The sequence below is a fragment of the Methylorubrum sp. GM97 genome (assembly GCF_024347855.1).
Lineage (GTDB): Bacteria > Pseudomonadota > Alphaproteobacteria > Rhizobiales > Beijerinckiaceae > Methylobacterium > Methylobacterium extorquens.
On record NZ_AP025942.1, the window covers coordinates 4,288,807 to 4,309,797 of the forward strand.

The window sequence follows — 20,991 nt, forward strand, 5'->3', positions numbered from 1 at the left end:
CCACAACCCGACCCGCGGATCGCCGGCCTGCCGGGGATCCGCGGGTCCCTGCCCAGGTCGGGCACCCCCACCCTGAGCCTCATCCCTAGGGGGCCGCGTCAGCGGGCCTTGAAAGGACGGCTCAGAGGATGCCGACGAAATCGGGAGGTCTCCTTCGAGGCCTCCGCTTCGCTCCAGCACCTCAGGATGAGGGGAGTGAAGGGAAAGACGGCTCCATGACGGGCCGCGCCGCTTCGAGGTCGAGAAGATGAACGCACCCGTCCGTACCACTGCCCAGGACTCGTCTTACGACGTCGAAGCGATCCGGAAGGAATTCCCGATCCTGTCGGAAAAGGTCTACGGCAAACCGCTCGTCTATCTCGACAACGCCGCCTCGACGCAGAAGCCGCGGGCCGTGATTGACGCGATGGTCTCCTGCATGGAGACCGGCTACGCCAACGTGCACCGGGGCCTGCACTACATGGCCAATGCCGCGACCGAGGGGTTCGAGGGCGCGCGCGAGACCACGCGCCAGTTCCTCAACGCGGCCTCGACCGACGAGATCATCTTCACCCGCAACGCGACCGAGGCCTACAACCTCGTGGCCTCCTCCATGGGCTGGGCCGGACTGATCGGGGAGGGGGACGAGATCATCCTCTCGATCATGGAGCACCACTCCAACATCGTGCCCTGGCACTTCCTGCGCGAGCGGCGCGGCGCCGTCATCAAGTGGGCGCCGGTCGATGACGACGGCAACTTCCTGGTCGAGGAATACGAGAAGCTCTTCACGCCGCGCACCAAGATGGTGGCGATCACCCACATGTCGAACGTGCTCGGCACGGTGACGCCGGCCGAAGAGATCGTACGCATCGCCCACGCCCACGGCGTGCCGGTGCTGCTCGACGGGGCGCAGAGCGCGGTGCACCGCCCGGTCGATGTGCGCGCGCTCGATTGCGATTTCTTCGTCTTCACCGGCCACAAGGTCTACGGGCCGACCGGCATCGGCGTGCTCTACGGCAAGAAGGAGTGGCTCGACCGTCTGCCGCCCTACCAGGGCGGCGGCGAGATGATCCGCACGGTGAGCCAGGACGCGATCACCTACAACGATCCGCCCCACCGCTTCGAGGCGGGCACGCCGGCGATCATCGAGGCGGTCGGCCTCGGCGCGGCGCTGGAATTCATGATGAAGCTCGGCCGCGACAAGATCGCCGCGCACGAGGCGATGCTGACCGCCTACGCGCAGGAGCGGCTCGGCGCGATGAATTCGATCCGCCAGATCGGCAATTCCCGCGACAAGGGCGGCGTCATCGCCTTCGAGGTGAAGGGCGCGCACGCCCACGACATCGCTACCGTGATCGACCACCAGGGCGTCGCGGTGCGGGCCGGCACCCACTGCGCGATGCCGCTGCTGACGCGCTTCGGTGTCACCTCGACCTGTCGCGCCTCGTTCGGTCTGTATAATACGACGCAGGAAATCGATGTCCTGGCCGCGGCTCTGGCCAAGGCCGAGATGCTGTTCGCCTGATTCTTTTGGGAATTTCGGCCGTCGCCCGCGGCGGCCGAGGGAGAGACCCGATGAGCACCGACGCCACCATCACCGGCGGCACCAACACCCCCGCCCTCGCGGCCGCCTCCGCGATCCCGGCCGAGGAAATCGATCGCCTGACCGACGACATCGTCGTGGCGCTCAAGAGCGTCTACGATCCGGAGATCCCCGCCGACATCTACGAGCTCGGCCTGATCTACCGGGTGCAGATCGAGGACGACCGGCGCGTGCTGATCGACATGACGCTGACCGCCCCCGGCTGCCCGGTGGCCGGCGAGATGCCGGGCTGGGTCGAGAACGCGGTCTCTGCGGTTCAGGGCGTCCAGTCCTGCTCCGTCACGATGGTGTTCGACCCGCCGTGGGACCAGAGCCGGATGTCCGACGAGGCCCGCGTCGCGCTGGACATGTGGTAGCGGCGCCTCAGCAGCGGACCGACCGGCCCGGCTCGAAGGCCACGTCCTCGTAAATGTCGGCGAGCGCGAGCCGCGCTCCGATGGCGGGCAGGCCGATCACGGCGTCGAACGTCTCGAAGCTCTCCCACCGATTCAGCATAGCACGGCTGTAATCGTCCGGTGTGCCGGGTCTCCTGGTGGACCGGCGCCGGGGGAGTGCTTATCTTTGCAGATGTACGAAAACCCCTCACCCGCCCGGGCCTTGAACCCGGCCGCAGGAGAGAGACCCCAATGTCCAGTTTCAAGGTGATCACGCTGACCGACCGCGCCGCGGACCGGCTCAAGGCGATCATGGCCGATGCGGAGACGCCGATCGCCGGTTTGCGCGTCGGCGTGAAGAACGGCGGCTGCGCCGGCATGTCCTACACGATGGAATATGCCGAGGAGCGGAAAGCCGGCGAGGACGTGATCGAGGACCGGGGCGTAACCGTGTTCATCGATCCCAAGGCGGTGCTGTTCCTGCTCGGCACCGAGATGGATTTCCAGACGACCAAGCTGTCGTCCCAGTTCGTGTTCAACAACCCGAACCAGACGTCGGCCTGCGGCTGCGGCGAATCCGTGGCGATCACGCCGGTCAATCCCGAGCGGCTCACGGCCGGCGCTACGGCCTGATCGGCGCTGCCTCGTCTCGCAGACCGGACGAGGCTTGAGCGCATGGCTCTCGCCTCGTCCCGGAGGCCGCCTTTCGGGACGAGGCTCTTATCCGTCTCAGGCGACGTCGCGCAGGTTCTCGACTTCGGTCTCGTCGAGGGTGCGGTTGCGGCCGGCGCGCTTGGCGGCGAACAGGCAGGCGTCGGCCCGTTCCAGCAGGGAGACCGCGTTGTCGTCCTCGCGCTGGGTCGCGACGCCGAGTGAGACCGTGACCTTGCCGAGCGATTCGCCGGTGGAGCGCTTCACCAGTTCGCGGCCGGTGACGCCAATGCGCACCCGCTCGGCGATGGCGCGCGCCTCGACCCGGTCGGTTTCCGGCAGGACGATGCCGAATTCCTCGCCGCCGAACCGGGCGAGCGTCGCGTTTTTCTGACCGATATGCTCGCGCATCACGATGGCGACGAGGCGCAGTACCTGATCCCCGGTCAGGTGGCCGTAGAGGTCGTTGAAGCGCTTGAACGAATCGATGTCGATCACGATCAGGCTCGCCGGCTTGCCCTGCTGCGCCGAGGCAGACTGCAGATCGACGCTCTTGCGGAGCGACTCCTCGAAACTCTTGCGGTTGCCCAGCCCCGTCAGGGCGTCGGTCAGGCTCTCCAGACGGGTCGCCTCCAGCGTCTCGCGCAAGGCCTCGATCTCGCTGCGGCTCTCGCGCATCCGCGCTTCGAGGGTGCGGTTGTTGGCGGTCACGTCGCGGGTGTTAGCGATGATCGTCGTGACGACCTCGCGCAGACGCGTCCGGCTCGTGGCCGTGTTGGCGATGTCGTGGGACAGGGCCTGAAGCGACTCGCCGTACTGGGCGGTGGAGCGGATCGACACCTCGATCATCTCCATGATGCCTTCGACCTCGGCGATGAGGCTCGAATTCATCCGGTCCACCTCCACGGCCATGCGGCGGCCGTCGATGTAGGTGTCGTGAAGCCCCTCGATGTCGGCGCTGGTCAGCGTGCCGTTCTGCGTCGTGAGCCGTTTGACCGCATCGTTCATCAGCGGCTGCGTGCCGGAGACGTAGAGATACCACACGGCGTAGGCCCGCGGCGTCGCGCAGGCACAGTAGTCGCGCATCAGCTCGAAGCTGCGCTGCGCGAGCACGAAACTGCGATCACGATCGGGATCGGGGCTCATCCGGTGACGTAGGCTCCTGCGGACGGGGCACGCCGCCCACATCGTCCGCTCCGCCGAAGTGTCGTCTCAGAATCTCGCCAGGACGTTAAGAGCGTCTCACAAAGCGCCCGAGCGCCGACCCTTCGCCGCGCGGGCGCTTTGATCGAAGCAGGGACCGGATCGCCCCACCCGTGCGGCGCTCGAGGAGGGCACCCATCGCGCCGGCGCGATGGGATCAGCGGGATTTGGTCGGGGAGCTACTTGCTCTTCCCGAACCCGGTCGGCTTCAGCAGGAAGGCCGGGACGTGCGAGCCGAGGCCGACCGGCGTCTCGCCGTCCTCGTCGCGACGCGGGGGACGGCGCTCGCCGCGCGCGCGTTCGGGGGCGCTCCGGACGGGCTCGCGGGCCAACTCGCGGGGAGGGGCAGGGGGTGCGGAAGGGGCAACTGCAACCGGTTCCGGCTCACGCACCGGGTCTCGCCGGGGTGCGTCGGCGCGGCTGCGCTCGGCGGCCGGACGGCGCCCTCCGCGGGAGCGGTTCTCGCTGCGGGGGCTTTCGCTCGCCGGGGCGGCACTCCGCTCGGTGCTGCGCCCGCCGCTCTTGGTTTCCTCGCCCCCCTTGGTTTCCTTGGCCCGGCGGCTGCCGCGGCGGCGGCGCGGCTCGTCGCCCTCCACCTCGTCGGAGACGCTGGCAAGATCGCCGTCGAGCCAGGCGATCGGCTGACCGATCAGGCTCTCGATCGCCGAGAGCGAGCGCTCGTCGCTTCGGCTCGCGAGGGTGAAGGCTTGGCCCGAGCGGCCGGCCCGGCCGGTGCGTCCGATCCGGTGGACGTAGTCCTCCGGGTGATGCGGCACGTCGAAGTTGAAGACATGGCTGACGGCGGGGATATCGAGGCCACGCGCGGCGACGTCCGAGGCCACCAGCAGCGGAACCTCGCCGCTGCGGAAGCCATCGAGGGCGGCCATGCGGGCGCGCTGGTCCATGTCGCCGTGGAGTGCTGCCGCGTTGAAGCCGTGGCTGGTCAGCGAGCGCTGAAGCTGGGCGACGTCGCGCTTGCGGTTGCAGAAGATGATGCCGTTCTGCAACTCGCTCGCCGAGCGGATGAGATGGCGCAGCACCTTGCGCTTCTCGTGGCCCTCCGCGCCCGTCGCCACGAGGCGCTGCTCGATGGTCGTGGCGGTGGAGGCGGGACGCGCCACCTCGACCCGCTGCGGGTTGTGCAGGAACATGTCGGCCAGCCGCTCGATCTCCGGCGGCATCGTCGCGGAGAAGAACAGCGTCTGGCGCGTGAAGGGCACCATCTTCACGATGCGCTCGATGTCGGGAATGAACCCCATGTCGAGCATACGGTCGGCCTCGTCGATGACGAGAAGCTCGACGCCGGTCAGCAGCAGCTTGCCGCGCTCGAAATGGTCGAGCAGGCGCCCCGGCGTCGCGATCAGCACGTCGGTGCCGCGGGTGAGCTTGGCATCCTGGTCGGCGAAGGAGACGCCGCCGATGATGAGCGCCACGTTGAGCTTGTGGTTGGTGCCGTAGCGCTCGAAATTCTCCTCGACCTGCGCCGCGAGTTCGCGGGTCGGCTCCAGGATGAGCGTGCGCGGCATGCGAGCCCGGGCGCGGCCGGTCTCCAGCATGGTCAGCATCGGCAGGGTGAAGGCGGCGGTCTTGCCGGTGCCGGTCTGGGCGATGCCGAGCACGTCGCGCCGGGCGAGCACATGCGGGATCGCCTGGGCCTGGATCGGCGTCGGCTCGGTGTAGCCGGCCGTGGTGACGGCTTGGAGTACCTTGTCGCTCAGTCCAAGATCGGCGAAAGACATCGGGTAGGGAAAACCATTGTGCGCGTGAAGTGGGCCGATCAGGGGCTCGAAAGCTCGCGCCGGCGGCGGATCGCGAGAGCCGTGCGCGGTACGCCATCACGCGTCCGAACGCGCGCGACACTTAGACCCCTGTGCCTGCTTGTCAATCGACCGAGACAGCGCAGCCTCCTCCCGCGCGGGCGGGGGACGGTTGCGTCGCCGGCATCCCGAGACCGTCTCAAACCCGTGCTCGCGTAAGGCCGACGTCTCCGGCCTCGCCTTGCCAGGCTTTCCTGGGCGGTCGTCTCGAGCCCCGCCGCGAAGGTCAGTCGCGCGCGCTCGTGCCGAGGGCGCCGCGGAGCGCGCAGGGGTCGAGCCGCAGCGACTGCGCCTTGACGCCGATCGAGCCCGTCACCTCCGGGTCGCCTCCCCGGTGAACCGACTTGCCGACCGGTTGGGCGATGTGGTGGGCGAGGGCGGTGGCGCCGAGGCCGACGATCAGCGCGGTCTTGATCGACCATGCGAGGGGGCCGCGCGGTCTGGGCGAGCCGGAATCGAAGGACATGGGCAGCGCAATCCATCGGGCCGGCCGGATCCGGGATCGGGCGCCGGCGCGGGGGATGATCGCCCAGGCGTGGTTAACGCGGCCTTGCGCGGCGGGAGACACCGACCGTTAACCGTATTGTCTTCAGGCTGTGCTGAATGGTTTGACTGTTGCCGGTTTTCGACAAGACGAGGCAACGATGTGCGCAAAGACACGTCGGGCCTGATCGAGCGCTTACGGCTGGGTAAGCTTCACCTTTCGTTGACGGATTCAGGTGCATTGATCGCTTCATCGCTGGAGGGCGACGGATACCGGGGAGCTCCCCGGGCCACTTCACACCAACACCGGCTCCCGCCAAATCAGGACACGACACGATGAAAATCCTGCTTCTTGCTTCGAGCGCGCTCGTTGCCGCCACCGTCGCCGCCTCGGCCGCCGACCTCCCGCGCCGCGCGGCTCCGCCGCCGGTGTTCCAGCCGGTGCCGGTGTTCACCTGGACGGGCTTCTACGCCGGTTTCAACGCCGGTTACGGCTTCGGCACCCAGGACGACCGCGTCCCGACCGTGATCGGCGTCGGCCCGGCCTCCCTGCTCGTGCCCCCGGGCACCACCGCCGTGGTCGCCTTCAGCAACCGTGAGTCCAACGAAGGCTTCGTCGGCGGCGGTCAGATCGGCTACAACTACCAGTTCACCCCGGGCTCCGGTGTCGTGATCGGTGTCGAGGCCGACGCCCAGTACGCCGATTTCGGCCGTGACCGGAACCGCTTCCTCTCGACCAGCCCGCTGGCCGCTCAGCAGGTGTTCAACCCGGGTGGTCTGTCCGGCCTCGACTTCTTCGGCACCGTCCGCGGTCGCCTCGGCTACGCCTTCGACCGCACCCTCGTGTACGGCACCGGCGGCTTCGCCTACGGCTCCGGCGGCGGTCGTGAGTTCGGCACCGGCGTGTCGAGCAACGACTTCCAGACCGGCTGGGCCGCCGGTGGTGGTATCGAGTACGCTCTTCCGACCGACTCGTTCCTGAACTTCTTCAAGTCTTCGGCCGTGACGCTGAAGGTCGAAGGTCTGTACGTGAACCTCGATCGCGGCACCGGCGGCCGTGGCGCCTTCGCGACCGACAACCAGGGCCGCACGGTCTCCATCGGCAGCCCGGGCACCGTGCTCGTCAGCGGTGGCCAGCAGGTCCGCGACACCGAGTTCGCCGTCGTCCGCGCCGGCCTGAACTACAAGTTCGGCTCGTACTAGGACCCGGATCTCCGGCGGTCCCTCACCGGACCGCCGGACCTCCCCCAGAAGAGCCCGGCTTCGTGCCGGGCTTTTTCGCGTGGGGTGGCTCGCCTCGCATGGATGCCGCGGTTAAGGTCTTGTTGACCATCCCGGCCGATCCTGTTCGGCCCGGAAGCCCGCGATGCGGGAACCGGCGCCCGCAACCGCCATGGCGAGACCCGCGCATCCGCATGACAACCGGCATGACATCGGGCTGCACGGCACGAGGCGCCGCGCGGCGCAAGGCATCGGCACGTCCGGGCCGGCTCGCGCTCCTCGGCGCGGCCGTGTACGGGATGGCCCTGTGTGGGTTCCCGTGCGGTCCGATCTCCGCTGCCCGGGCGGAGGAGCCGCTCTACCTGCGGATCCGCGCGAACCCGGACGCCCGGCTCGCCGGGACTTCGACCTCTGGAACTGCGGCCTCCGGGCCGGCCGCCGCAGCGACGGCGCGCGAATCCGTCTGGGAGCGCAGCGACCGGCGCGCCCGGATCGCGATCGCTTCGGTTTGCACCGGATGCCTTCCCGCGCGTTCCGACCCGATTGCAGTCAGGCCGTCCCCCGTGGCGGAGGCTGCGACCGCCGACATGCCTTCGCCGCTTTCGTCACCCTCTCCATCGCCCTTTGCACCGACAGCAGGTGATCCATGACCCAGGCCCATCCGACCACCGGCGCGACCGTCGATCCGGAATGCCCGGTCTCCCTCGAACGACTCGGCGAGGTCTACCGCGCCGACGACTATGATCTCCCCTACATCCTCGAGGAGATTCCGGCGCTGACCCGCGCCAAGCTCGCCGCCTATCTCTACGGCAAGAGCCACATGCACCAGCTCGGCCTGAAGGTGGCCCGCGCCTGCGAGCGCGACGACCTGGTCCAGGCGGTGGGCGAAATCGGCTCGGTGATCTACGGCCAGTCCCGGTTGAAGCCCGCTCAGGCGGCGCCGGAGGTCGAGGTGCCGGCCGGGCGCGGCAAGGGGGGGCAGGCCGCCCCGCCGAAGAAGGTCAAGATCAGCCTGGGCGGTTCGGCCGCCAAGGGCCGCAGCTTCGATTGAGCCGCGATGCCGTTCCCGGCCGCCCAACCACGGGAGGCGGCCGGAAACGGCGCTCGAACCTGTGTCTCTGCGCCGTTCCCGAGCCCGGCCCTGCGCCGTTGCGGGCCGTCGTGACCTGATCAGATCGATGCCGTATGACGACGAGAGGGCAGGTTCGATGTACGCGACGTGGTGGAAGCTCGGCCTCGACACGACCCTGCTCGCCTTCGAGGCGCAGTCGGTGATCGCCCTGCGGATGGCCAAACTCGCGGCCGGAGGCAGCGGTGCGCAGGTGGAGGCGCAGCGCATGGTAAGCGAGAAGCTGCTCGCGGCCAGCGAGGCGGCGATGCAGCTCGCGACGGGCGCCTCGCACGGCGCGGTCGTGGCCGGCTATCGCCGCAAGGTGCGCGCGAACCACCGCCGTCTTTCCCGCGCTGCGGAACGCGGTTAACCGCCCCTTAACCATGCGCTTCCATCGTTCGAACTCACGTCGGACGATTTCGGGAGAGCGTTATGGTGCTGTGCGAGAAAAGCGTGCGCGAGCGCGCCTACTACATCTGGGAAGGTGAAGGCCGGGTTTTCGGCCGGGCCGAGGCCCATTGGCTTCAGGCCGAATCCGAGCTGCTTCAGGCCCCGGCTGCGGCGCTGATCGAAGCCGAGGCGTCCGCTGCGCCGGCCAAGGTCGCCAAGCCCCGCACCGCCCGCGCCAAGGCAGCAGTGCAGGCCCCCGCCGAGGCTCTGGCGAGCGTCGCCAAGGCTGCCAAGGCCAAGGCACCGGCCAAGACGCCTGCTAAGACGCCTGCCAAGACCTCCGCGAAGGCCGCTGAGAAGCCCGCCGCCAAGGCGGTGAAGGCGGCACCCAGGGCCAAATCGGCAGCCAGCCGCGCCGGAGCCGAAGCGGTCGTCCTCCACTGAGCCGCCACTGAACGAGACGCGGTTCGAGAGCCCGCCGCCCTCCGGGGCCGGCGGGCTTCGCTTTTTGAGGCCCATTCGGGGAAAGTCGGGGCAAAAGTCGGGGCGAGCGAGCCCAAGGCCCCGGAACGCGGACCAGGCTCGGCCGTTTCCCTTCGCGCTCTGCGGGCGGAGCGCGGCCACGATTGGGGGATGACAAGCGATGCGCACGTTGATCGGACGAGGTGCTGCCGCCGTCTTCCTCGGCACGATGCTGGCGGCCGGCGCCGCTGCGGCGGGGCCCGTGCGGCCAGGCGACTCGTTCTACACCGGCCCCGCCGTGCCGGCGGTGAGCGGCCGGGCGCCCTGGAACGCGCCCTGGGAATACGATTCCGGCAGCGGCAACGACCGTCGTCCCGAACTGCCCTACTACCAGCAGGGTCGCGGCCAGCAGACCGGCGGGCCCGCCCGCAATCTCCTTCCCGATGACGGCCTCCAGCTGTTTCCGCGCTGAGATGGCCTGATTCGATGTCCGCTCGCATCAAAGCTGTCGTCTTCGACATCGACGGCACGCTGCTCGACAGCGTCGATCTGCACGCCCGCGCCTGGGTCGAGGCCTTTGCGCATTTCGGGATCGAGACGAAGGAGGCCGAGGTCCGCCGCCAGATCGGGAAGGGCGGCGACCAGCTCCTGCCCGTCTTCGTCGACGCGGACCGGCTCGCCCGCGAGGGCGAAGCGATCGAGGCTTACCGCTCCGATCTGTTCAAGCGATCCTATCTCGCGCAGGCCAAGCCGTTTCCCGCGGTGAAGGCCCTGCTCAGCCATGTTCGCAATGCAGGCCAGACCGTCGCGCTCGCGTCCTCCGGCAAGGCCGACGAGGTGGAAAACTACCAGAAAATCCTGGGTATCACCGACCTCGTCGACGTGGTCACGACCTCCGACGACGCCGACCGATCCAAGCCGCATCCCGACATCTTCGAGGCGGTGCTGAAGAAGCTTCCCGGCCTCCCCAAAGACGCGGTGATGGTGATCGGGGATACTCCCTACGATGCGCAAGCCGCTGCCGGCGCTGGCCTTTCCACAATCGGCGTCCTGTGCGGCGGATTCCCTGAGGCCGAGCTGTCGGCGGCGGGATGCATCGCGATCTACCGCGATCCGCAGGATCTGCTCGACGGCTACGCGCGCTCGCCGCTCGCCTGACGACGCGCCGGCTTCACAAAGCTGTGAAGCGCGGCGCGGGCGCTCGAAGGAACCGCTAACTGCAAGCCGGCAAACCTATGGCCTTGCGATTTGGAACCGTTTAAGAGCCCGCCCCGCGGGGGGCGAGCCCGTTTCCGGATGCGACTCATGCAGACCACGGCCGAGACGTTCATGGCGACCTCGAAATCGATCCAGCAGCAGGTTGCCGAGGCCATTGAGGACCGGGCTCTGCCGATCAGCCGGCTCCTGCGCCTGATGTGGGCCCTCGACGCCGACCGCAGCGCGGCCAACCAGAACCTGCGGGCTCAGCTCCGCGCCCGGATCGGCGCCCCGCTGAGCGCCTGATCTTTCTGTTTGCCGCGTCGCCTGACACGACGCGCGAGCAGACGGCTTCAACACCCGACACGTGCTTGCCTTTCGGCGCCCGACCGGCACCGGAAGGCATCGTTTTTCCAGGCCCTGTTTACTTAGGCTTCTTGCGCCTCGGCCGGCGCTTCGATCCGGCCGGCGCGCAGGCGCACGGTGCGGTCGCACAGCCGGGCGAGGCCGGGATCGTGCGTCACCAGCACCAGGGTCGCGCCGCGGTCGCGCTTGAGCCCGAACAACAGGTCTACGATCTGCCGTCCCGTAGCCTCGTCGAGGTTTCCCGTCGGCTCGTCGGCGACCAAGATCGCCGGATCGGGCGCGAGCGCACGGGCGATCGCCACCCGCTGCTGCTCGCCGCCGGAGAGCTGCGCCGGGTAGTGCCGCAGCCGGTGGCCGAGCCCCACTGCGTCGAGTTCCGCCGCCGCCCGTCCGTGCGGATCGGATGCGTTGGCGAGTTCGAGCGGCAGCGCCACGTTCTCCAGCGCCGTCATGGTCGGCACGAGGTGGAAGGCCTGGAACACGATGCCGATGTTGCGGCCGCGGAAGCGCGCGAGCCCGTCCTCATCGAGCCCGCCGAGATCCGTGCCGGCGATGGTGACGCGGCCGGTATCGGGCCGCTCCAGCCCGGCCATGACGGTGAGCAAGGTCGATTTTCCCGAACCCGAGGGGCCGACGAGTCCGACCGCCTCGCCGCGCTCGACATCGAGCGAGATGCCGCGCAGGACATGCACCCGCGCGGGGCCGCGGCCGAGGCTCAGCTCGATCTGCGACAGAGAGACGGCCTTGTTCGACATCAGGCACCGACCGATCTTGGCGGGGAATCTTGGCAGGGAAGTTGGCGAGCAGCTTGGCAACCACCCGGACATGTCCGAGCGAAAGGATACGGTCTTGCACCATGCGAACGAAGCGGAAGCCGGACCCGGCAGGCTTGTGTCATGCTTGGGCGCCCGGCGCGAGGCGGCCGCACCCGATGTGGGGCCGCGCCGCCTCCGGCGCAGGGCCGCGCTGATGCTCCTCTTCGCCGCAGCCACGCTCGTTGGCGCCGCGGGCCTGCTGCCCGGCTCGGCCCGTGCCGAGCCGTCGCCGCTCAAGCTCGTGGCCTTCGGCGACAGCCTCACCGCCGGCTACCGCCTGCCGGCCGACGCCGCCTTTCCCGCGGTGCTGGAGCAGGCGCTGAAGGCCAAGGGGTACCGGGTCGAGATCGCCAATGCCGGCGTGTCGGGCGACACCAGCACCGGCGGGCTCGACCGGCTCGACTGGTCGGTGCCGGACGGCACGCAGGGCGTGATCCTCGAACTCGGCGCCAACGATATGCTGCGCGGCACCGATCCGGCGGTGACCCGTAAGGCGCTCGAGACGATCATCGCGCGGCTGAAGGAGCGCAACATTCCGGTGCTGCTCGCCGGCATGCTGGCCGCGCCGAACCTCGGCACGGAGTACCGCGCCCGGTTCGACGCGATCTATCCCGACTTGGCCAAGGCGCACGGCCTCGTGCTCTACCCGTTCTTTCTCGACGGCGTGACGGGCCAGCGCGCCAACACCATGGATGACGGGCTGCACCCGACCGCCAAGGGCGTCGAGCGGATCGTCGAGGGCATCCTGCCGAGCGTCGAGACCTTCCTGGGCCGCCTGGGCCAGAATCCGGAGAAGAAGGGGTAGCGAACCATGCCGCGCCTGTTCACCGGCATCGAGATCCCGCCGGACATCACCGAACGGCTGTCGTTCTTCCGCGGCGGCCTGCCCGGCGCGCGCTGGATCGAGCCGAGCGACTACCACGTCACCCTGCGCTTCCTCGGCGAGATCGACGACATGATCGCCGCCGATGTCGATGCCGGCCTGCGGGAGGCGCGGGTGCGCGCGCCGCTCACCGTGACGCTGGACGGGCTCGCGAGCTTCGGCGGCGACCGGCCGCGGGCGCTCTACGCCTCGGTCGTCCCCACGCCGGAACTCGTCGATTTGCAGGAGGAGCACGAGCGCATCGCCCGCCGGGCCGGGGCCGCGCCGGAGCGGCGCAAGTTCACGCCGCATGTGACGCTGGCCCGCCTCAACCGCGAGGCCTCCCCGGAGGCCGTGGCGCGAAGGCTGACGGAGGCGGGGGTGTTTCCCCGCCTGACCTTCACGGCACGCCGCGCCGCCCTGTTCTCCGCCCGCACCTCGCGCGGCGGCGGGCCCTACCTCGTCGAGGCGGCCTATCCCTTCGCGGATGCGGATTTCGAGCTGGACGACGAATAGCGATGACTCTGCTTGCTGACGTCCTGCCCTTGCTTTGGGCCGCAGGTTGCGGCATGACGCGAGCCGCGCCGCGCGCGCCGTAGGAGTGTAGCTCAACTGGTCAGAGCACCGGTCTCCAAAACCGGGGGTTGGGGGTTCGAGTCCCTCCACTCCTGCCACGGCGCCCACCGAGCCCGACGCCGAGACCGACTTGGCATCCGACCGGCGGCACCCCTTCCCGAACCCATCGACAAGCCGGATCACTTGCGCTAGAGCGGGCGCATTCCGAGATCCTCAGATGCTGTCGGTGTGGGACGCGATTGTCCCCGCACCGCGATCGGTGGTTCCCGGAGCCCTGTCCGGTTTCAGTTGCGCCATGGCATCGAACGAAGCGACCAAGAAAGCCGACGCGGCCCGCGGACCCAAACGCGGCACGGCCCCCGTCGCGCCCCAGCGCCCGACCCCGCCCGCGCGCCCCGCGCCGAAGCGGGTGGGCCCGGTGGAGTTCCTGGGCGAGGTGCGCGACGAGGGCCGCAAGGTCACGTGGCCGACCCGCAAGGAAACCACCGTGACCACCATCATGGTGTTCATCATGGTCGTCGTTGCGAGCCTGTTCTTCGTCGCCGTCGATCAGGTGATGCGCTTCGCCGTCAGCCTGGTCCTCGGGATCGGCGCCTGAGTCATCGCAGGCGTCTTACGGACGCCGAGGAGTTGAGAGACCCGTGTCGAAGCGCTGGTACATCGTCCACGCCTACTCGAACTTCGAGAATAAGGTCGCCCAGTCCATCAAGGATCAGGCGGCCCAGCGTGGGCTGACCGAACTGTTCGACGAGGTCATGGTGCCGACCGAGAAGGTCACCGAGGTGCGCCGCGGCCGCAAGGTCGATGCCGAGCGCAAGTTCTTCCCGGGCTACGTGCTCGTGAAGTGCGACCTGACCGACGAGGTCTACCACCTCATCAAGAACACCCCGAAGGTGACCGGCTTCCTGGGCGCCGACAAGGCCAAGCCCGTGCCGATCCCGGACGCCGAGGCCGAGCGCATCAAGGGGCAGGTGCAGGAGGGCGTGGATCGCCCGAAGCACACCGTCTCCTTCGAGATCGGCGAGACCGTGCGCGTCTCCGACGGTCCCTTCGCCTCCTTCAACGGCACAGTCGAGGAAATCGACGATGCCCGCTCGCGCCTCAAGGTGGCGGTGTCGATCTTCGGCCGCGCCACCCCGGTCGAGCTGGAATACGGTCAGGTCGAGAAGGTCTGATTGTTTCGCATTTTGCGATCAGTCGGCACTGACTGACTGATCTCCGATTTTCCCGGCCGGCGGCTCTGCCGCGGCCCGGAAACGGCGATGCTTTCATGAGAGCACCGCCACAACCCCGCGGGAGATCCGCCCGGCTTCGCCTCCGGGATCCACGGATCGCACCGCGACCTGCAACCGCCCGTCCGTCCGTGCCTCGGCAGCCCGGCGACGCGCAATTCTTGGGAGCAGTCCCATGGCGAAGAAGATCACGGGCTACGTGAAGCTTCAAGTCCCGGCCGGCGCCGCCAACCCGTCGCCGCCGATCGGTCCCGCGCTCGGTCAGCGCGGCCTCAACATCATGGAATTCTGCAAGGCCTTCAACGCGAAGACCGCGCAGATGGAGAAGGGCACCCCGATCCCGGTGATCATCACCGCGTATCAGGACCGCTCCTTCACCTTCGAGATGAAGCAGCCCCCGGTCACCTTCTTCCTGAAGAAGGCGGTTGGCCTGAAGATCGGCAAGAAGCCGGCTTCCGGCTCCAAGACCCCGGGCAAGGGCCCGACCGTCGGCAAGATCACCGAAGCCCAGCTTCGCGAGATCGCCGAGAAGAAGATGCCCGACCTGAACTGCGACTCCGTCGATGCGGCGGTCGCGATGATCCGTGGCTCCGCGCGAGCCATGGGCCTCGAAGTCGTCGCGTAAGGGAGGGCGATATGGCACGCGAAGGAAAGCGCATCCGCGCCGCCCGCGAGGGTCTGGAGCCGATGAAGCTCTACGCCATCGACGAGGCGATCAAGCTGGTGAAGTCGAAGGCTTCGGCCAAGTTCGACGAAACCGTCGAGATCTCGATGAATCTCGGCGTCGATCCGCGCCACGCCGACCAGATGGTCCGCGGCGTCTGCAACCTGCCGAACGGCTCCGGCCGGACGGTTCGCGTGGCGGTGTTCGCCCGTGGCGCCAAGGCGGACGACGCCCGCGCAGCGGGTGCCGACATCGTCGGCGCCGAGGATCTCCTTGAGATCGTCCAGGGCGGCAAGATCGAGTTCGATCGCTGCATCGCGACCCCGGACCTGATGCCGCTCGTCGGCCGTCTCGGTAAGGTGCTGGGCCCGCGCGGCCTGATGCCGAACCCGAAGGTCGGCACCGTCACCATGGACGTGAAGGGCGCCGTTGCCGCCGCCAAGGGCGGCGCGGTCGAGTTCCGCGTCGAGAAGGCCGGCATCATCCACGCCGGCGTCGGCAAGGTGTCCTTCGACGAGCAGAAGCTCGTCGAGAACATCAAGGCCTTCGCCGACGCGGTCGCCAAGGCGAAGCCCACGGGCGCCAAGGGCACCTACATCCAGCGCATCGCCGTCACCTCGACGATGGGCCCGGGCGTGAAGGTCGAGCCGTCCACGGTTCTCACCGCGTAAGACGCGTCCGCAGGGACGTTTGGGAGAGCGCCCGGCCGAAAGGTCGGGCGCTTTTCTTTTGGTCGCTATATCTTTTCCGGTGATCCGGTGCGGTGCGTGCGCATCCCCTCTCCCCGCCTGCGGGGAGAGGGCTTCGGCGACCTCGTCGTCGCCGAAGCGAGGCGGCAGCCGAAGGTGAGGGGGCGGTTCGGGACGAGCCTCTTCCGGCATCGCCCCCTCACCCTCGCCCTCCGGGCTCACCGCGCCGACGACAGGGTCGTCGCGGTCCTCTCCCCGCGTGCGGGGAGAGGGGGAATCCGGCGTCCGATCGCCTAATCCGAGAGGGATCAAGCCTCAGCCACACCCTCCAGCGCCAACCTCAGGTGCCGCGGCCCCCGCAGCGAGGCGCCGGGCCGGTAGGGTGGTGGGTCCTCGATCAGGGACACGCCCTTCAGCCGCCGCACGAGGCTGACCAGGGCCACTTCCGCCTCGATCCGCGCGAGCGGGGCGCCGACGCAGTAATGCAGCCCGCCGCCGAAGCCGAGATGGCGGTTGTCGGGCCGGTCGGGATCGAAGCGGTCAGGGTCGGGAAAGCGGATCGGGTCGCGGTTGGCGGCGGCGAGCAGGAAAATCACCGGCGCATCCTTCGGGATGGTGATCCCGGCCACCGGGATGTCGGTGAGCGCTACGCGCGTGCGGTAATGGACCGGCGGCTCGTAGCGCAGCAATTCCTCGATCAGGCGCGGGGCGAGGTCCGGCTCGGCGCGCAGGCGCTCCCCATGCTCGGGGAAGCGCAGCAGCGTCAGCATCCCGTTGGTGATCAGGTTCACCGTGGTCTCGTGGCCCGCCACCAGCAGCAGCACCGCGGTGGCGATCAGGTCGAAATCGTTCATCCCCTCCTTATCGGTCGCAAGGTCGGAGAGGATGTCCTGCTGCGGGTCCTTGCGCTTCTCCTTGATCAGTCCCTGGAGGTAGTCGGCGATCTCGTTGAAGCAGACCTCGTTCTTGGCTTGCGTCTCCGCGTCGCCGCGCTGGTTCGGCTCCAGCGCGGTCGCGAGCTGCGTCGCCCAGCCGTGGAACTGCGCCTCGTCCTCCGGCGGCACGCCGAGCAACTCGCAGATCACGGTGACGGGCAGGGGATAGGAGAAGTCGTCGACGAGATCGATCTGGGTCTTGCCGCGCATCTTGCCGATCAGGTCGTCCGTGATCTCCTGCGTCTTCGCACGCATGCCGCGCACCCGCTCGGGCGTGAAGCAGCGCATCACCTGCCCCCGCAGGCGGTCGTGATCGGGGGGATCGCGGAAGATAAAGGGGCGGTGCCGCTTGCGGATCTCGGCCCGTACCGGCCGCACCAGCAGGTCGGTGACGGGGTGCCCGGTCCAACGGAATTTCTGCGGGTCGGGCAGGTCGTCCGAGCTGATGCGGGGATCGGAGATCAGCCGCGCCAGCTCGGCATGGCCGCTGACGACGTAGGTGCCGTCCTCCTGCCGCGCGACGGGGACTTTGCGCAGCTCGGCGTAGAGCGGGTAGGGGTTCGCCCGGTTGGCGGGATCGAGGATCTGGTCGAACAGCGTGCTTCCGCTCACGGGACTAGGGCTCCTGCACACGGATGCGGGGCTGATCGACGGCGTTCTCGATCGGCGGGAATGGGGCGCGCTCGCGGATCGCGGCCTTGTAGGCGGGCAGCCAGCGGGCGCTGTCGATGGCGGCGGCGGCGACGGTGCGGCCCGCCTTGCCGAAGGCGGCCACGAGGCGGCGCTCCTCGAACGAGCCGTGCACCACCGCGAGGGCGTCGGCGCCCTCGGTCAGGCCGACGAGCTTGATCGTCAGGCCGAATTGCTGCGACCAGAAATCCGGCAGGTGGTCGTGGCGGCGCATCGCCGAGGCATCGCCCGCCAGCATGTTGGCGGCGGCGGTCTCGGCTTGCGCCCGGGCGTTGCCCCAATGCTCGACCGCCACGAGGGCGTCGTCGTCGTGCGGGTTCGGCCAGCGCGCCACGTCGCCCGCGCAAAAAACGCCCTCGGCGACGCGGCCGTCATGGAGCAAGGCGCGGCAGAAGGCGTCGCAGCGCAGGCCCCCCGCGTCGGCTTCCAGTCCCGAGCCGTCGAGCCACTCGACATTGCGCAGCGTGCCGATCGCCGCGACGAGACAGTCGGTCTCGATCCGCGTGCCGTCCTTCAGGATCACGGCGGCGAGGTTCCCGGCGGCCCCCTCCATCCGCTCGATCTCGGATTCGAGGCGCAGATCGACGCCCTTTTCGCGGGCGACCTCGCCGATCAGGCCGCCGAGGCGGGGGCCGAGCGCGGCCGCCAGCGGCACGGCATCGCGCACCAGCAGGGTGACGGGGATGTCGAGATCGCGGCAGGTCGAGGCGACCTCGAAGCCGATGAAGCCGCCGCCGACGAGGACGACGCGTTGCGGCTTGGTCCGCAGATGCGCGCCGAGCCGCTCGGCGTCGTCGCGGTCGCGCAGGGTGAAGACACCGGCGAGGGCGGCCTCCTCCGGGTTGGGCCAGGGCCGCGCCCGGGTGCCCGTGGCGATCAGCAGGCGATCGTAGGGCAGGCGGCTGCCGTCTTCGCATTCGACGACGCGCCCGCTCAGGTCGAGCCGGGTCGCCGGCTGCCCGAGGCGGAACTCCGCGCGCAGATCGGGACGGCAGGGCAGGGTGGTGTCGGCGGAGTAGAGCCCGCGCAGCACCTGTTTGGAGAGCGGCGGCCGGTCGTAGGGCCGGTGGGGCTCGGCGCCGACCAGGGTCAGGCGGCCGGCATAGCCTCGTTCACACAGGGCATGGGCGGCGGCAAGGCCCGCCAGCGAGGCGCCGACGACGACGATGCGTTCAGGGTGTGTCGTCACCGCGCCTCTCCGGCCGCCGCGTCGGCGGCATCGGGGTAGGCCGTGATCGCCCGCACCGGGCAGGCATGGATGGCCCGCTCGATCTCGCCCCGTGCGGTCTCGTCCGGGGAGGGGTCGTAGACCAGCGCCTCCCGGCCGTGCAGGGCGAAATGCCCCGGCGCCGCGTAGATGCACTGCGCGTAGGCTTGGCAGCGGTTGAGATCCACGACGACCTTCATGGTGGGCAGTGATCCAGGCGTCCGGGAAAAGAATGGGCCGGGGATACGGACCCGGCACCGTAGCTAGGGCGGGCAGGGCGCCCCATCACGGCGGCGCGTCGACACGCCCTGCGGATCTCAAACGCGCGGGCGGTGCGAGAGGATCAAATTCGCTTTAAGGACCGGCCGGTTCGATGGTGCCCAGCGTGCGCCGCCCAAGCGCCCGCGCCTTGAGGCGCAGGGCCGGCTTCTCGACCGCGTACCAGGAGGCGGCGGCGACGAGCCCGGCGAGCAGAAGGGCCGGCACCAGCAGGGCCAGGGCGGAGGCCGTGGGCCAGAGCGCGTGCAGGCTCTGCTGGATCGGCCAGCCGTAGAGATAGACCCCGTAGGAGAGATCGGCGGGCGGATCGAGGGCAGGGCGGGCCAGTGCCGGCAGGAGGCCGAGCCAGATCGCCGCGTAGCTCTCCCCGAGGAAGAGCAGCGTCCGCGCGGGGGCGTGGCCCTGCAGCAGGAGGCCCGCGGCCAGGACGAGCAGCGGCCACGGCGTGAGGCGGATGGAATCGCGCCACAGGTAGAGGCAGGCCCCGGCGGCGAAGATCAGCGGCAGGCGCAGGGCCGTCTCGGTGCCCTTGGACATCTCGGGCCGGACCGCTTCGAGAAGGCCCAGGCTCAGCGCCAGGGCGGCGGTGAGCGCCGGCACCGCCCAGCGCCGCCGCAGCAGCCCGAGAAGCCCGATGGCGAGGACGCCGGCGTAGCAGATCGTCTCGTATTTCAGGGTCCAGACCGTGCCGAGCGGGCTGCGGAACGGGTTGGCCTCGAACAGGCCGGGCAGGCTGGCGTTGCTCTTGAAGGACAGGAGCGTGCCGCGCACGAAGCGCCACAGCTCCGGTGAGGCGTAGTACTCGGCGAGCGGCAGCCGGGTGAGGGCGCCGCCGAGCAGCAGCGAGACCGCCAGGGTCGCGGCGACGAGGCCCGGTCCGATGCGCAAGCTCCGGGCGATGACGTAGTCGCGCCAGCCGCGCCGGTCGTAGCTCATGGTGACGAGGAAGCCCGAGACGGCGAAGAAGCCGTTCACGGCGTGCTCGCCCAGCGAGAAGCCGGTGGTGCGGGCCAGCGGCTCGTCCGGCACGTGGCCGGAGACGACGCTGAAGGCGTGGCTGACCACCACCATCAGGGCGAGCGCCAGCCGTAAGGAGGAGAAGGCGTTGTGCGGGCGCGCCAGCGCCTCCGCGATGGTGGGGCCGGACAGGACGCCGCTCACGGTGCCAGCCCCTCGCGGGCCAGCGCGCTCTGCCCGCGCAGGGCGGCGAGTGCGCCCGCCGCCGAGCCGCCGTAGCGTTCGAGGCTCGCGCGGCGGAAGGCGAGGGCGGCCAGCGCCGCCTTCGGGGCGTTGGTGGCGAGCATTCCCGGGCTCGGATCGGGCAGGCCGTATTTCCGCGAGACGTAGGCCCGCGACCACGCCTGATGCCAGCGCGTCCGAAACACCCGGCCCGGCGCCGGAGCCGAGGAGCGCCCTCGCCCGTGCAGGGCCACCGCGCCGTGGACGTGGACCAGCGCACGCCCCGCATCCGCCACCCGGCGGCAGAGGTCGTCGTCCTCGTAGAACAGGAAGATGTTCTCGTCGAAGCCGCCGAGGTCGAGGAAGAGGGCGCGCTCGATCATCAGGCAGGCGCCCGACAGGAACGGCGCGCAGGCGTCGCCCTCGGGGAGATCACGCCGGCCCAGCGGATTGGTGAGGTAGGGCGCGAGCAGCGAGCGCGGCTGGTAGAAGAAGCGCCCGTCCGGCTCGTGGATGCGCGGCGCCAGGAGGCCGGCGTCAGACCAGGCCCGCGCCGCAGCCAGCAGAGCGGCGGCGGCGCCCGGCTGCAGCACGAGATCGGGATTGAGGATAAGGACGTGCCGGGCCCCCTCGGCGGCGCGCACGCCGATATTGTTGGCCCGGCCATAGCCCTCGTTGCGGGGATGGGCGATCACCCGTGCGCCGTGGGCTTCCGCCACCGCCACCGAGCCGTCGCGGCTGGCATTGTCGACCACGATCGCCGGAACGCCTTCGCGCGCCAGCGCCGCGAGGCAGGCGGGCAGGGCGTCCGCGCTGTCGTGGCTGACGACGATGGCGGTGAGGGGAGTGGGATGGGGCGGCATCAGGTCCTGCGCGGCTTCCCTCCCCTTCGGTGGCGGGTGGCCCCGAAGGGGGCGGGCGAGGGGAGCGCCGTTTCCGACAAAGCGGAACCGGCCCCTCACCCGCCTGCTCCGCAGGCACCCTCCCCCGCGGTGGGAGAGGGTTT

Annotated in this window: 26 protein-coding genes and 1 tRNA gene; 17 read left to right on the forward strand and 10 right to left on the reverse strand. The window is 69.6% G+C overall.

Features of this window, described 5'->3' with window-relative positions:
- Positions 1-247 precede the first annotated feature (247 nt).
- Together MSPGM_RS20070 and MSPGM_RS20075 are read left to right on the forward strand one after the other, a co-directional pair.
- Positions 248-1,504: a cysteine desulfurase gene (locus MSPGM_RS20070; RefSeq protein WP_004446367.1), complete on the forward strand. Its 1,257-nt coding sequence runs from the start codon at positions 248-250 to the stop codon at positions 1,502-1,504.
- Positions 1,505-1,554: 50 nt separating this feature from the next.
- Positions 1,555-1,938: an SUF system Fe-S cluster assembly protein gene (locus tag MSPGM_RS20075; protein WP_004446369.1), complete on the forward strand. Its 384-nt coding sequence runs from the start codon at positions 1,555-1,557 to the stop codon at positions 1,936-1,938.
- Positions 1,939-1,945: 7 nt separating this feature from the next.
- Here MSPGM_RS20075 and MSPGM_RS20080 read toward each other — a convergent pair whose 3' ends face one another.
- A complete protein-coding gene (locus MSPGM_RS20080) occupies positions 1,946-2,077 on the reverse strand; it encodes a hypothetical protein (protein WP_004446371.1) in 132 nt (43 codons plus the stop codon).
- Between the two features lie 131 nt (positions 2,078-2,208).
- Between MSPGM_RS20080 and MSPGM_RS20085 the strand changes: the two genes are divergently transcribed.
- On the forward strand, positions 2,209-2,589 hold the full coding sequence (locus MSPGM_RS20085; protein ID WP_004446373.1) for a HesB/IscA family protein: 381 nt from the start codon (positions 2,209-2,211) through the stop codon (positions 2,587-2,589).
- Positions 2,590-2,685: 96 nt separating this feature from the next.
- On the opposite strand, the gene MSPGM_RS20090 is transcribed toward MSPGM_RS20085, so the two are convergent.
- From MSPGM_RS20090 to MSPGM_RS20100, 3 genes are all read right to left on the reverse strand, one after another.
- Positions 2,686-3,795, reverse strand: coding sequence for a GGDEF domain-containing protein (locus MSPGM_RS20090; RefSeq protein WP_082222815.1), 1,110 nt, complete (start codon positions 3,793-3,795; stop codon positions 2,686-2,688).
- Positions 3,796-3,989: 194 nt separating this feature from the next.
- On the reverse strand, positions 3,990-5,549 hold the full coding sequence (locus MSPGM_RS20095; RefSeq protein WP_015857349.1) for a DEAD/DEAH box helicase: 1,560 nt from the start codon (positions 5,547-5,549) through the stop codon (positions 3,990-3,992).
- Positions 5,550-5,853: 304 nt separating this feature from the next.
- Positions 5,854-6,093 (reverse strand): hypothetical protein, encoded by a 240-nt coding sequence (locus MSPGM_RS20100; protein WP_003606598.1) that lies wholly within the window; start codon positions 6,091-6,093, stop codon positions 5,854-5,856.
- Between the two features lie 353 nt (positions 6,094-6,446).
- Here MSPGM_RS20100 and MSPGM_RS20105 point away from each other — a divergent pair, with 353 nt between their 5' ends.
- The 7 genes from MSPGM_RS20105 to MSPGM_RS20135 all read left to right on the forward strand — a co-directional run bounded on the left by MSPGM_RS20105 (position 6,447) and on the right by MSPGM_RS20135 (position 10,797).
- Positions 6,447-7,313 carry an outer membrane protein gene (locus MSPGM_RS20105; protein ID WP_003606597.1) on the forward strand — a complete coding sequence of 289 codons (867 nt, stop codon included), beginning with the start codon at positions 6,447-6,449 and terminating at the stop codon, positions 7,311-7,313.
- Between the two features lie 664 nt (positions 7,314-7,977).
- Positions 7,978-8,382, forward strand: coding sequence for a hypothetical protein (locus MSPGM_RS20110; RefSeq protein WP_003605903.1), 405 nt, complete (start codon positions 7,978-7,980; stop codon positions 8,380-8,382).
- A gap of 157 nt (positions 8,383-8,539) precedes the next feature.
- A complete protein-coding gene (locus MSPGM_RS20115; RefSeq protein WP_003605901.1) occupies positions 8,540-8,812 on the forward strand; it encodes a hypothetical protein in 273 nt (90 codons plus the stop codon).
- 62 nt (positions 8,813-8,874) lie between these two features.
- On the forward strand, positions 8,875-9,276 hold the full coding sequence (locus MSPGM_RS20120; protein WP_003605899.1) for a DUF2934 domain-containing protein: 402 nt from the start codon (positions 8,875-8,877) through the stop codon (positions 9,274-9,276).
- Positions 9,277-9,475: 199 nt separating this feature from the next.
- A complete protein-coding gene (locus tag MSPGM_RS20125) occupies positions 9,476-9,766 on the forward strand; it encodes a hypothetical protein (protein ID WP_003605898.1) in 291 nt (96 codons plus the stop codon).
- A 14-nt stretch (positions 9,767-9,780) separates the two neighbouring features.
- The gene (locus tag MSPGM_RS20130) at positions 9,781-10,452 is read left to right on the forward strand and encodes an HAD family hydrolase (protein ID WP_003605895.1); all 672 of its coding nucleotides are present in this window, start codon (positions 9,781-9,783) and stop codon (positions 10,450-10,452) included.
- Between the two features lie 147 nt (positions 10,453-10,599).
- Positions 10,600-10,797: a hypothetical protein gene (locus MSPGM_RS20135; protein ID WP_003605893.1), complete on the forward strand. Its 198-nt coding sequence runs from the start codon at positions 10,600-10,602 to the stop codon at positions 10,795-10,797.
- A gap of 122 nt (positions 10,798-10,919) precedes the next feature.
- On the opposite strand, the gene MSPGM_RS20140 is transcribed toward MSPGM_RS20135, so the two are convergent.
- The gene (locus tag MSPGM_RS20140) at positions 10,920-11,612 is read right to left on the reverse strand and encodes an ABC transporter ATP-binding protein (RefSeq protein WP_003605891.1); all 693 of its coding nucleotides are present in this window, start codon (positions 11,610-11,612) and stop codon (positions 10,920-10,922) included.
- Positions 11,613-11,826: 214 nt separating this feature from the next.
- On the opposite strand from MSPGM_RS20140, the gene MSPGM_RS20145 reads away from it, so the two are divergent.
- The 7 genes from MSPGM_RS20145 (at position 11,827) to rplA (ending at position 15,677) form a co-directional block, all read left to right on the forward strand.
- Positions 11,827-12,477 carry an arylesterase gene (locus tag MSPGM_RS20145; RefSeq protein ID WP_043767029.1) on the forward strand — a complete coding sequence of 217 codons (651 nt, stop codon included), beginning with the start codon at positions 11,827-11,829 and terminating at the stop codon, positions 12,475-12,477.
- A 6-nt stretch (positions 12,478-12,483) separates the two neighbouring features.
- Positions 12,484-13,050, forward strand: coding sequence for an RNA 2',3'-cyclic phosphodiesterase (thpR, locus tag MSPGM_RS20150; protein ID WP_015857353.1), 567 nt, complete (start codon positions 12,484-12,486; stop codon positions 13,048-13,050).
- Positions 13,051-13,131: 81 nt separating this feature from the next.
- Positions 13,132-13,208: transfer RNA gene (locus tag MSPGM_RS20155), tRNA-Trp, on the forward strand.
- A gap of 197 nt (positions 13,209-13,405) precedes the next feature.
- Positions 13,406-13,708: a preprotein translocase subunit SecE gene (gene secE, locus MSPGM_RS20160; RefSeq protein WP_015824155.1), complete on the forward strand. Its 303-nt coding sequence runs from the start codon at positions 13,406-13,408 to the stop codon at positions 13,706-13,708.
- Positions 13,709-13,751: 43 nt separating this feature from the next.
- Positions 13,752-14,285 carry a transcription termination/antitermination protein NusG gene (gene nusG, locus MSPGM_RS20165; protein WP_003597503.1) on the forward strand — a complete coding sequence of 178 codons (534 nt, stop codon included), beginning with the start codon at positions 13,752-13,754 and terminating at the stop codon, positions 14,283-14,285.
- Positions 14,286-14,517: 232 nt separating this feature from the next.
- A complete protein-coding gene (gene rplK / locus MSPGM_RS20170) occupies positions 14,518-14,967 on the forward strand; it encodes a 50S ribosomal protein L11 (RefSeq protein ID WP_003597508.1) in 450 nt (149 codons plus the stop codon).
- 11 nt (positions 14,968-14,978) lie between these two features.
- Positions 14,979-15,677, forward strand: a complete 699-nt coding sequence (gene rplA, locus MSPGM_RS20175; protein ID WP_003597509.1) for a 50S ribosomal protein L1 — start codon at positions 14,979-14,981, stop codon at positions 15,675-15,677.
- A 326-nt stretch (positions 15,678-16,003) separates the two neighbouring features.
- On the opposite strand, the gene MSPGM_RS20180 is transcribed toward rplA, so the two are convergent.
- From MSPGM_RS20180 to MSPGM_RS20200, 5 genes are all read right to left on the reverse strand, one after another.
- On the reverse strand, positions 16,004-17,242 hold the full coding sequence (locus tag MSPGM_RS20180; RefSeq protein ID WP_003597511.1) for a cytochrome P450: 1,239 nt from the start codon (positions 17,240-17,242) through the stop codon (positions 16,004-16,006).
- 4 nt (positions 17,243-17,246) lie between these two features.
- The gene (locus tag MSPGM_RS20185; RefSeq protein WP_003597513.1) at positions 17,247-18,509 is read right to left on the reverse strand and encodes an NAD(P)/FAD-dependent oxidoreductase; all 1,263 of its coding nucleotides are present in this window, start codon (positions 18,507-18,509) and stop codon (positions 17,247-17,249) included.
- The gene (locus MSPGM_RS20190) at positions 18,506-18,727 is read right to left on the reverse strand and encodes a ferredoxin (protein ID WP_003597514.1); all 222 of its coding nucleotides are present in this window, start codon (positions 18,725-18,727) and stop codon (positions 18,506-18,508) included. The genes MSPGM_RS20185 and MSPGM_RS20190 overlap by 4 nt, the downstream gene beginning before the upstream one ends.
- Positions 18,728-18,881: 154 nt before the next feature.
- Positions 18,882-19,967, reverse strand: coding sequence for an acyltransferase family protein (locus MSPGM_RS20195; protein WP_003597516.1), 1,086 nt, complete (start codon positions 19,965-19,967; stop codon positions 18,882-18,884).
- The gene (locus tag MSPGM_RS20200) at positions 19,964-20,848 is read right to left on the reverse strand and encodes a glycosyltransferase family 2 protein (RefSeq protein ID WP_003597518.1); all 885 of its coding nucleotides are present in this window, start codon (positions 20,846-20,848) and stop codon (positions 19,964-19,966) included. The genes MSPGM_RS20195 and MSPGM_RS20200 overlap by 4 nt, the downstream gene beginning before the upstream one ends.
- Positions 20,849-20,991: the final 143 nt, after the last annotated feature.

Excerpts from the sequence above, each read along its gene's own strand:
- MSPGM_RS20190 (WP_003597514.1), bottom strand. The coding sequence starts at position 18,727 with ATGAAGGTCGTCGTGGATCTCAACCGCTGCCAAGCCTACGCGCAGTGC.
- MSPGM_RS20105 (WP_003606597.1), top strand. The coding sequence starts at position 6,447 with ATGAAAATCCTGCTTCTTGCTTCGAGCGCGCTCGTTGCCGCCACCGTC.
- MSPGM_RS20120 (WP_003605899.1), top strand. The coding sequence starts at position 8,875 with ATGGTGCTGTGCGAGAAAAGCGTGCGCGAGCGCGCCTACTACATCTGG.
- MSPGM_RS20115 (WP_003605901.1), top strand. The coding sequence starts at position 8,540 with ATGTACGCGACGTGGTGGAAGCTCGGCCTCGACACGACCCTGCTCGCC.
- MSPGM_RS20145 (WP_043767029.1), top strand. The coding sequence starts at position 11,827 with ATGCTCCTCTTCGCCGCAGCCACGCTCGTTGGCGCCGCGGGCCTGCTG.
- MSPGM_RS20070 (WP_004446367.1), top strand. The coding sequence starts at position 248 with ATGAACGCACCCGTCCGTACCACTGCCCAGGACTCGTCTTACGACGTC.
- MSPGM_RS20100 (WP_003606598.1), bottom strand. The coding sequence starts at position 6,093 with ATGTCCTTCGATTCCGGCTCGCCCAGACCGCGCGGCCCCCTCGCATGG.
- secE (WP_015824155.1), top strand. The coding sequence starts at position 13,406 with ATGGCATCGAACGAAGCGACCAAGAAAGCCGACGCGGCCCGCGGACCC.
- MSPGM_RS20200 (WP_003597518.1), bottom strand. The coding sequence starts at position 20,848 with ATGCCGCCCCATCCCACTCCCCTCACCGCCATCGTCGTCAGCCACGAC.
- MSPGM_RS20090 (WP_082222815.1), bottom strand. The coding sequence starts at position 3,795 with ATGTGGGCGGCGTGCCCCGTCCGCAGGAGCCTACGTCACCGGATGAGC.
- MSPGM_RS20085 (WP_004446373.1), top strand. The coding sequence starts at position 2,209 with ATGTCCAGTTTCAAGGTGATCACGCTGACCGACCGCGCCGCGGACCGG.
- MSPGM_RS20130 (WP_003605895.1), top strand. The coding sequence starts at position 9,781 with ATGTCCGCTCGCATCAAAGCTGTCGTCTTCGACATCGACGGCACGCTG.
- rplK (WP_003597508.1), top strand. The coding sequence starts at position 14,518 with ATGGCGAAGAAGATCACGGGCTACGTGAAGCTTCAAGTCCCGGCCGGC.
- MSPGM_RS20075 (WP_004446369.1), top strand. The coding sequence starts at position 1,555 with ATGAGCACCGACGCCACCATCACCGGCGGCACCAACACCCCCGCCCTC.
- MSPGM_RS20095 (WP_015857349.1), bottom strand. The coding sequence starts at position 5,549 with ATGTCTTTCGCCGATCTTGGACTGAGCGACAAGGTACTCCAAGCCGTC.
- MSPGM_RS20135 (WP_003605893.1), top strand. The coding sequence starts at position 10,600 with ATGCAGACCACGGCCGAGACGTTCATGGCGACCTCGAAATCGATCCAG.
- MSPGM_RS20110 (WP_003605903.1), top strand. The coding sequence starts at position 7,978 with ATGACCCAGGCCCATCCGACCACCGGCGCGACCGTCGATCCGGAATGC.
- MSPGM_RS20140 (WP_003605891.1), bottom strand. The coding sequence starts at position 11,612 with ATGTCGAACAAGGCCGTCTCTCTGTCGCAGATCGAGCTGAGCCTCGGC.
- thpR (WP_015857353.1), top strand. The coding sequence starts at position 12,484 with ATGCCGCGCCTGTTCACCGGCATCGAGATCCCGCCGGACATCACCGAA.
- rplA (WP_003597509.1), top strand. The coding sequence starts at position 14,979 with ATGGCACGCGAAGGAAAGCGCATCCGCGCCGCCCGCGAGGGTCTGGAG.
- MSPGM_RS20125 (WP_003605898.1), top strand. The coding sequence starts at position 9,476 with ATGCGCACGTTGATCGGACGAGGTGCTGCCGCCGTCTTCCTCGGCACG.
- MSPGM_RS20080 (WP_004446371.1), bottom strand. The coding sequence starts at position 2,077 with ATGCTGAATCGGTGGGAGAGCTTCGAGACGTTCGACGCCGTGATCGGC.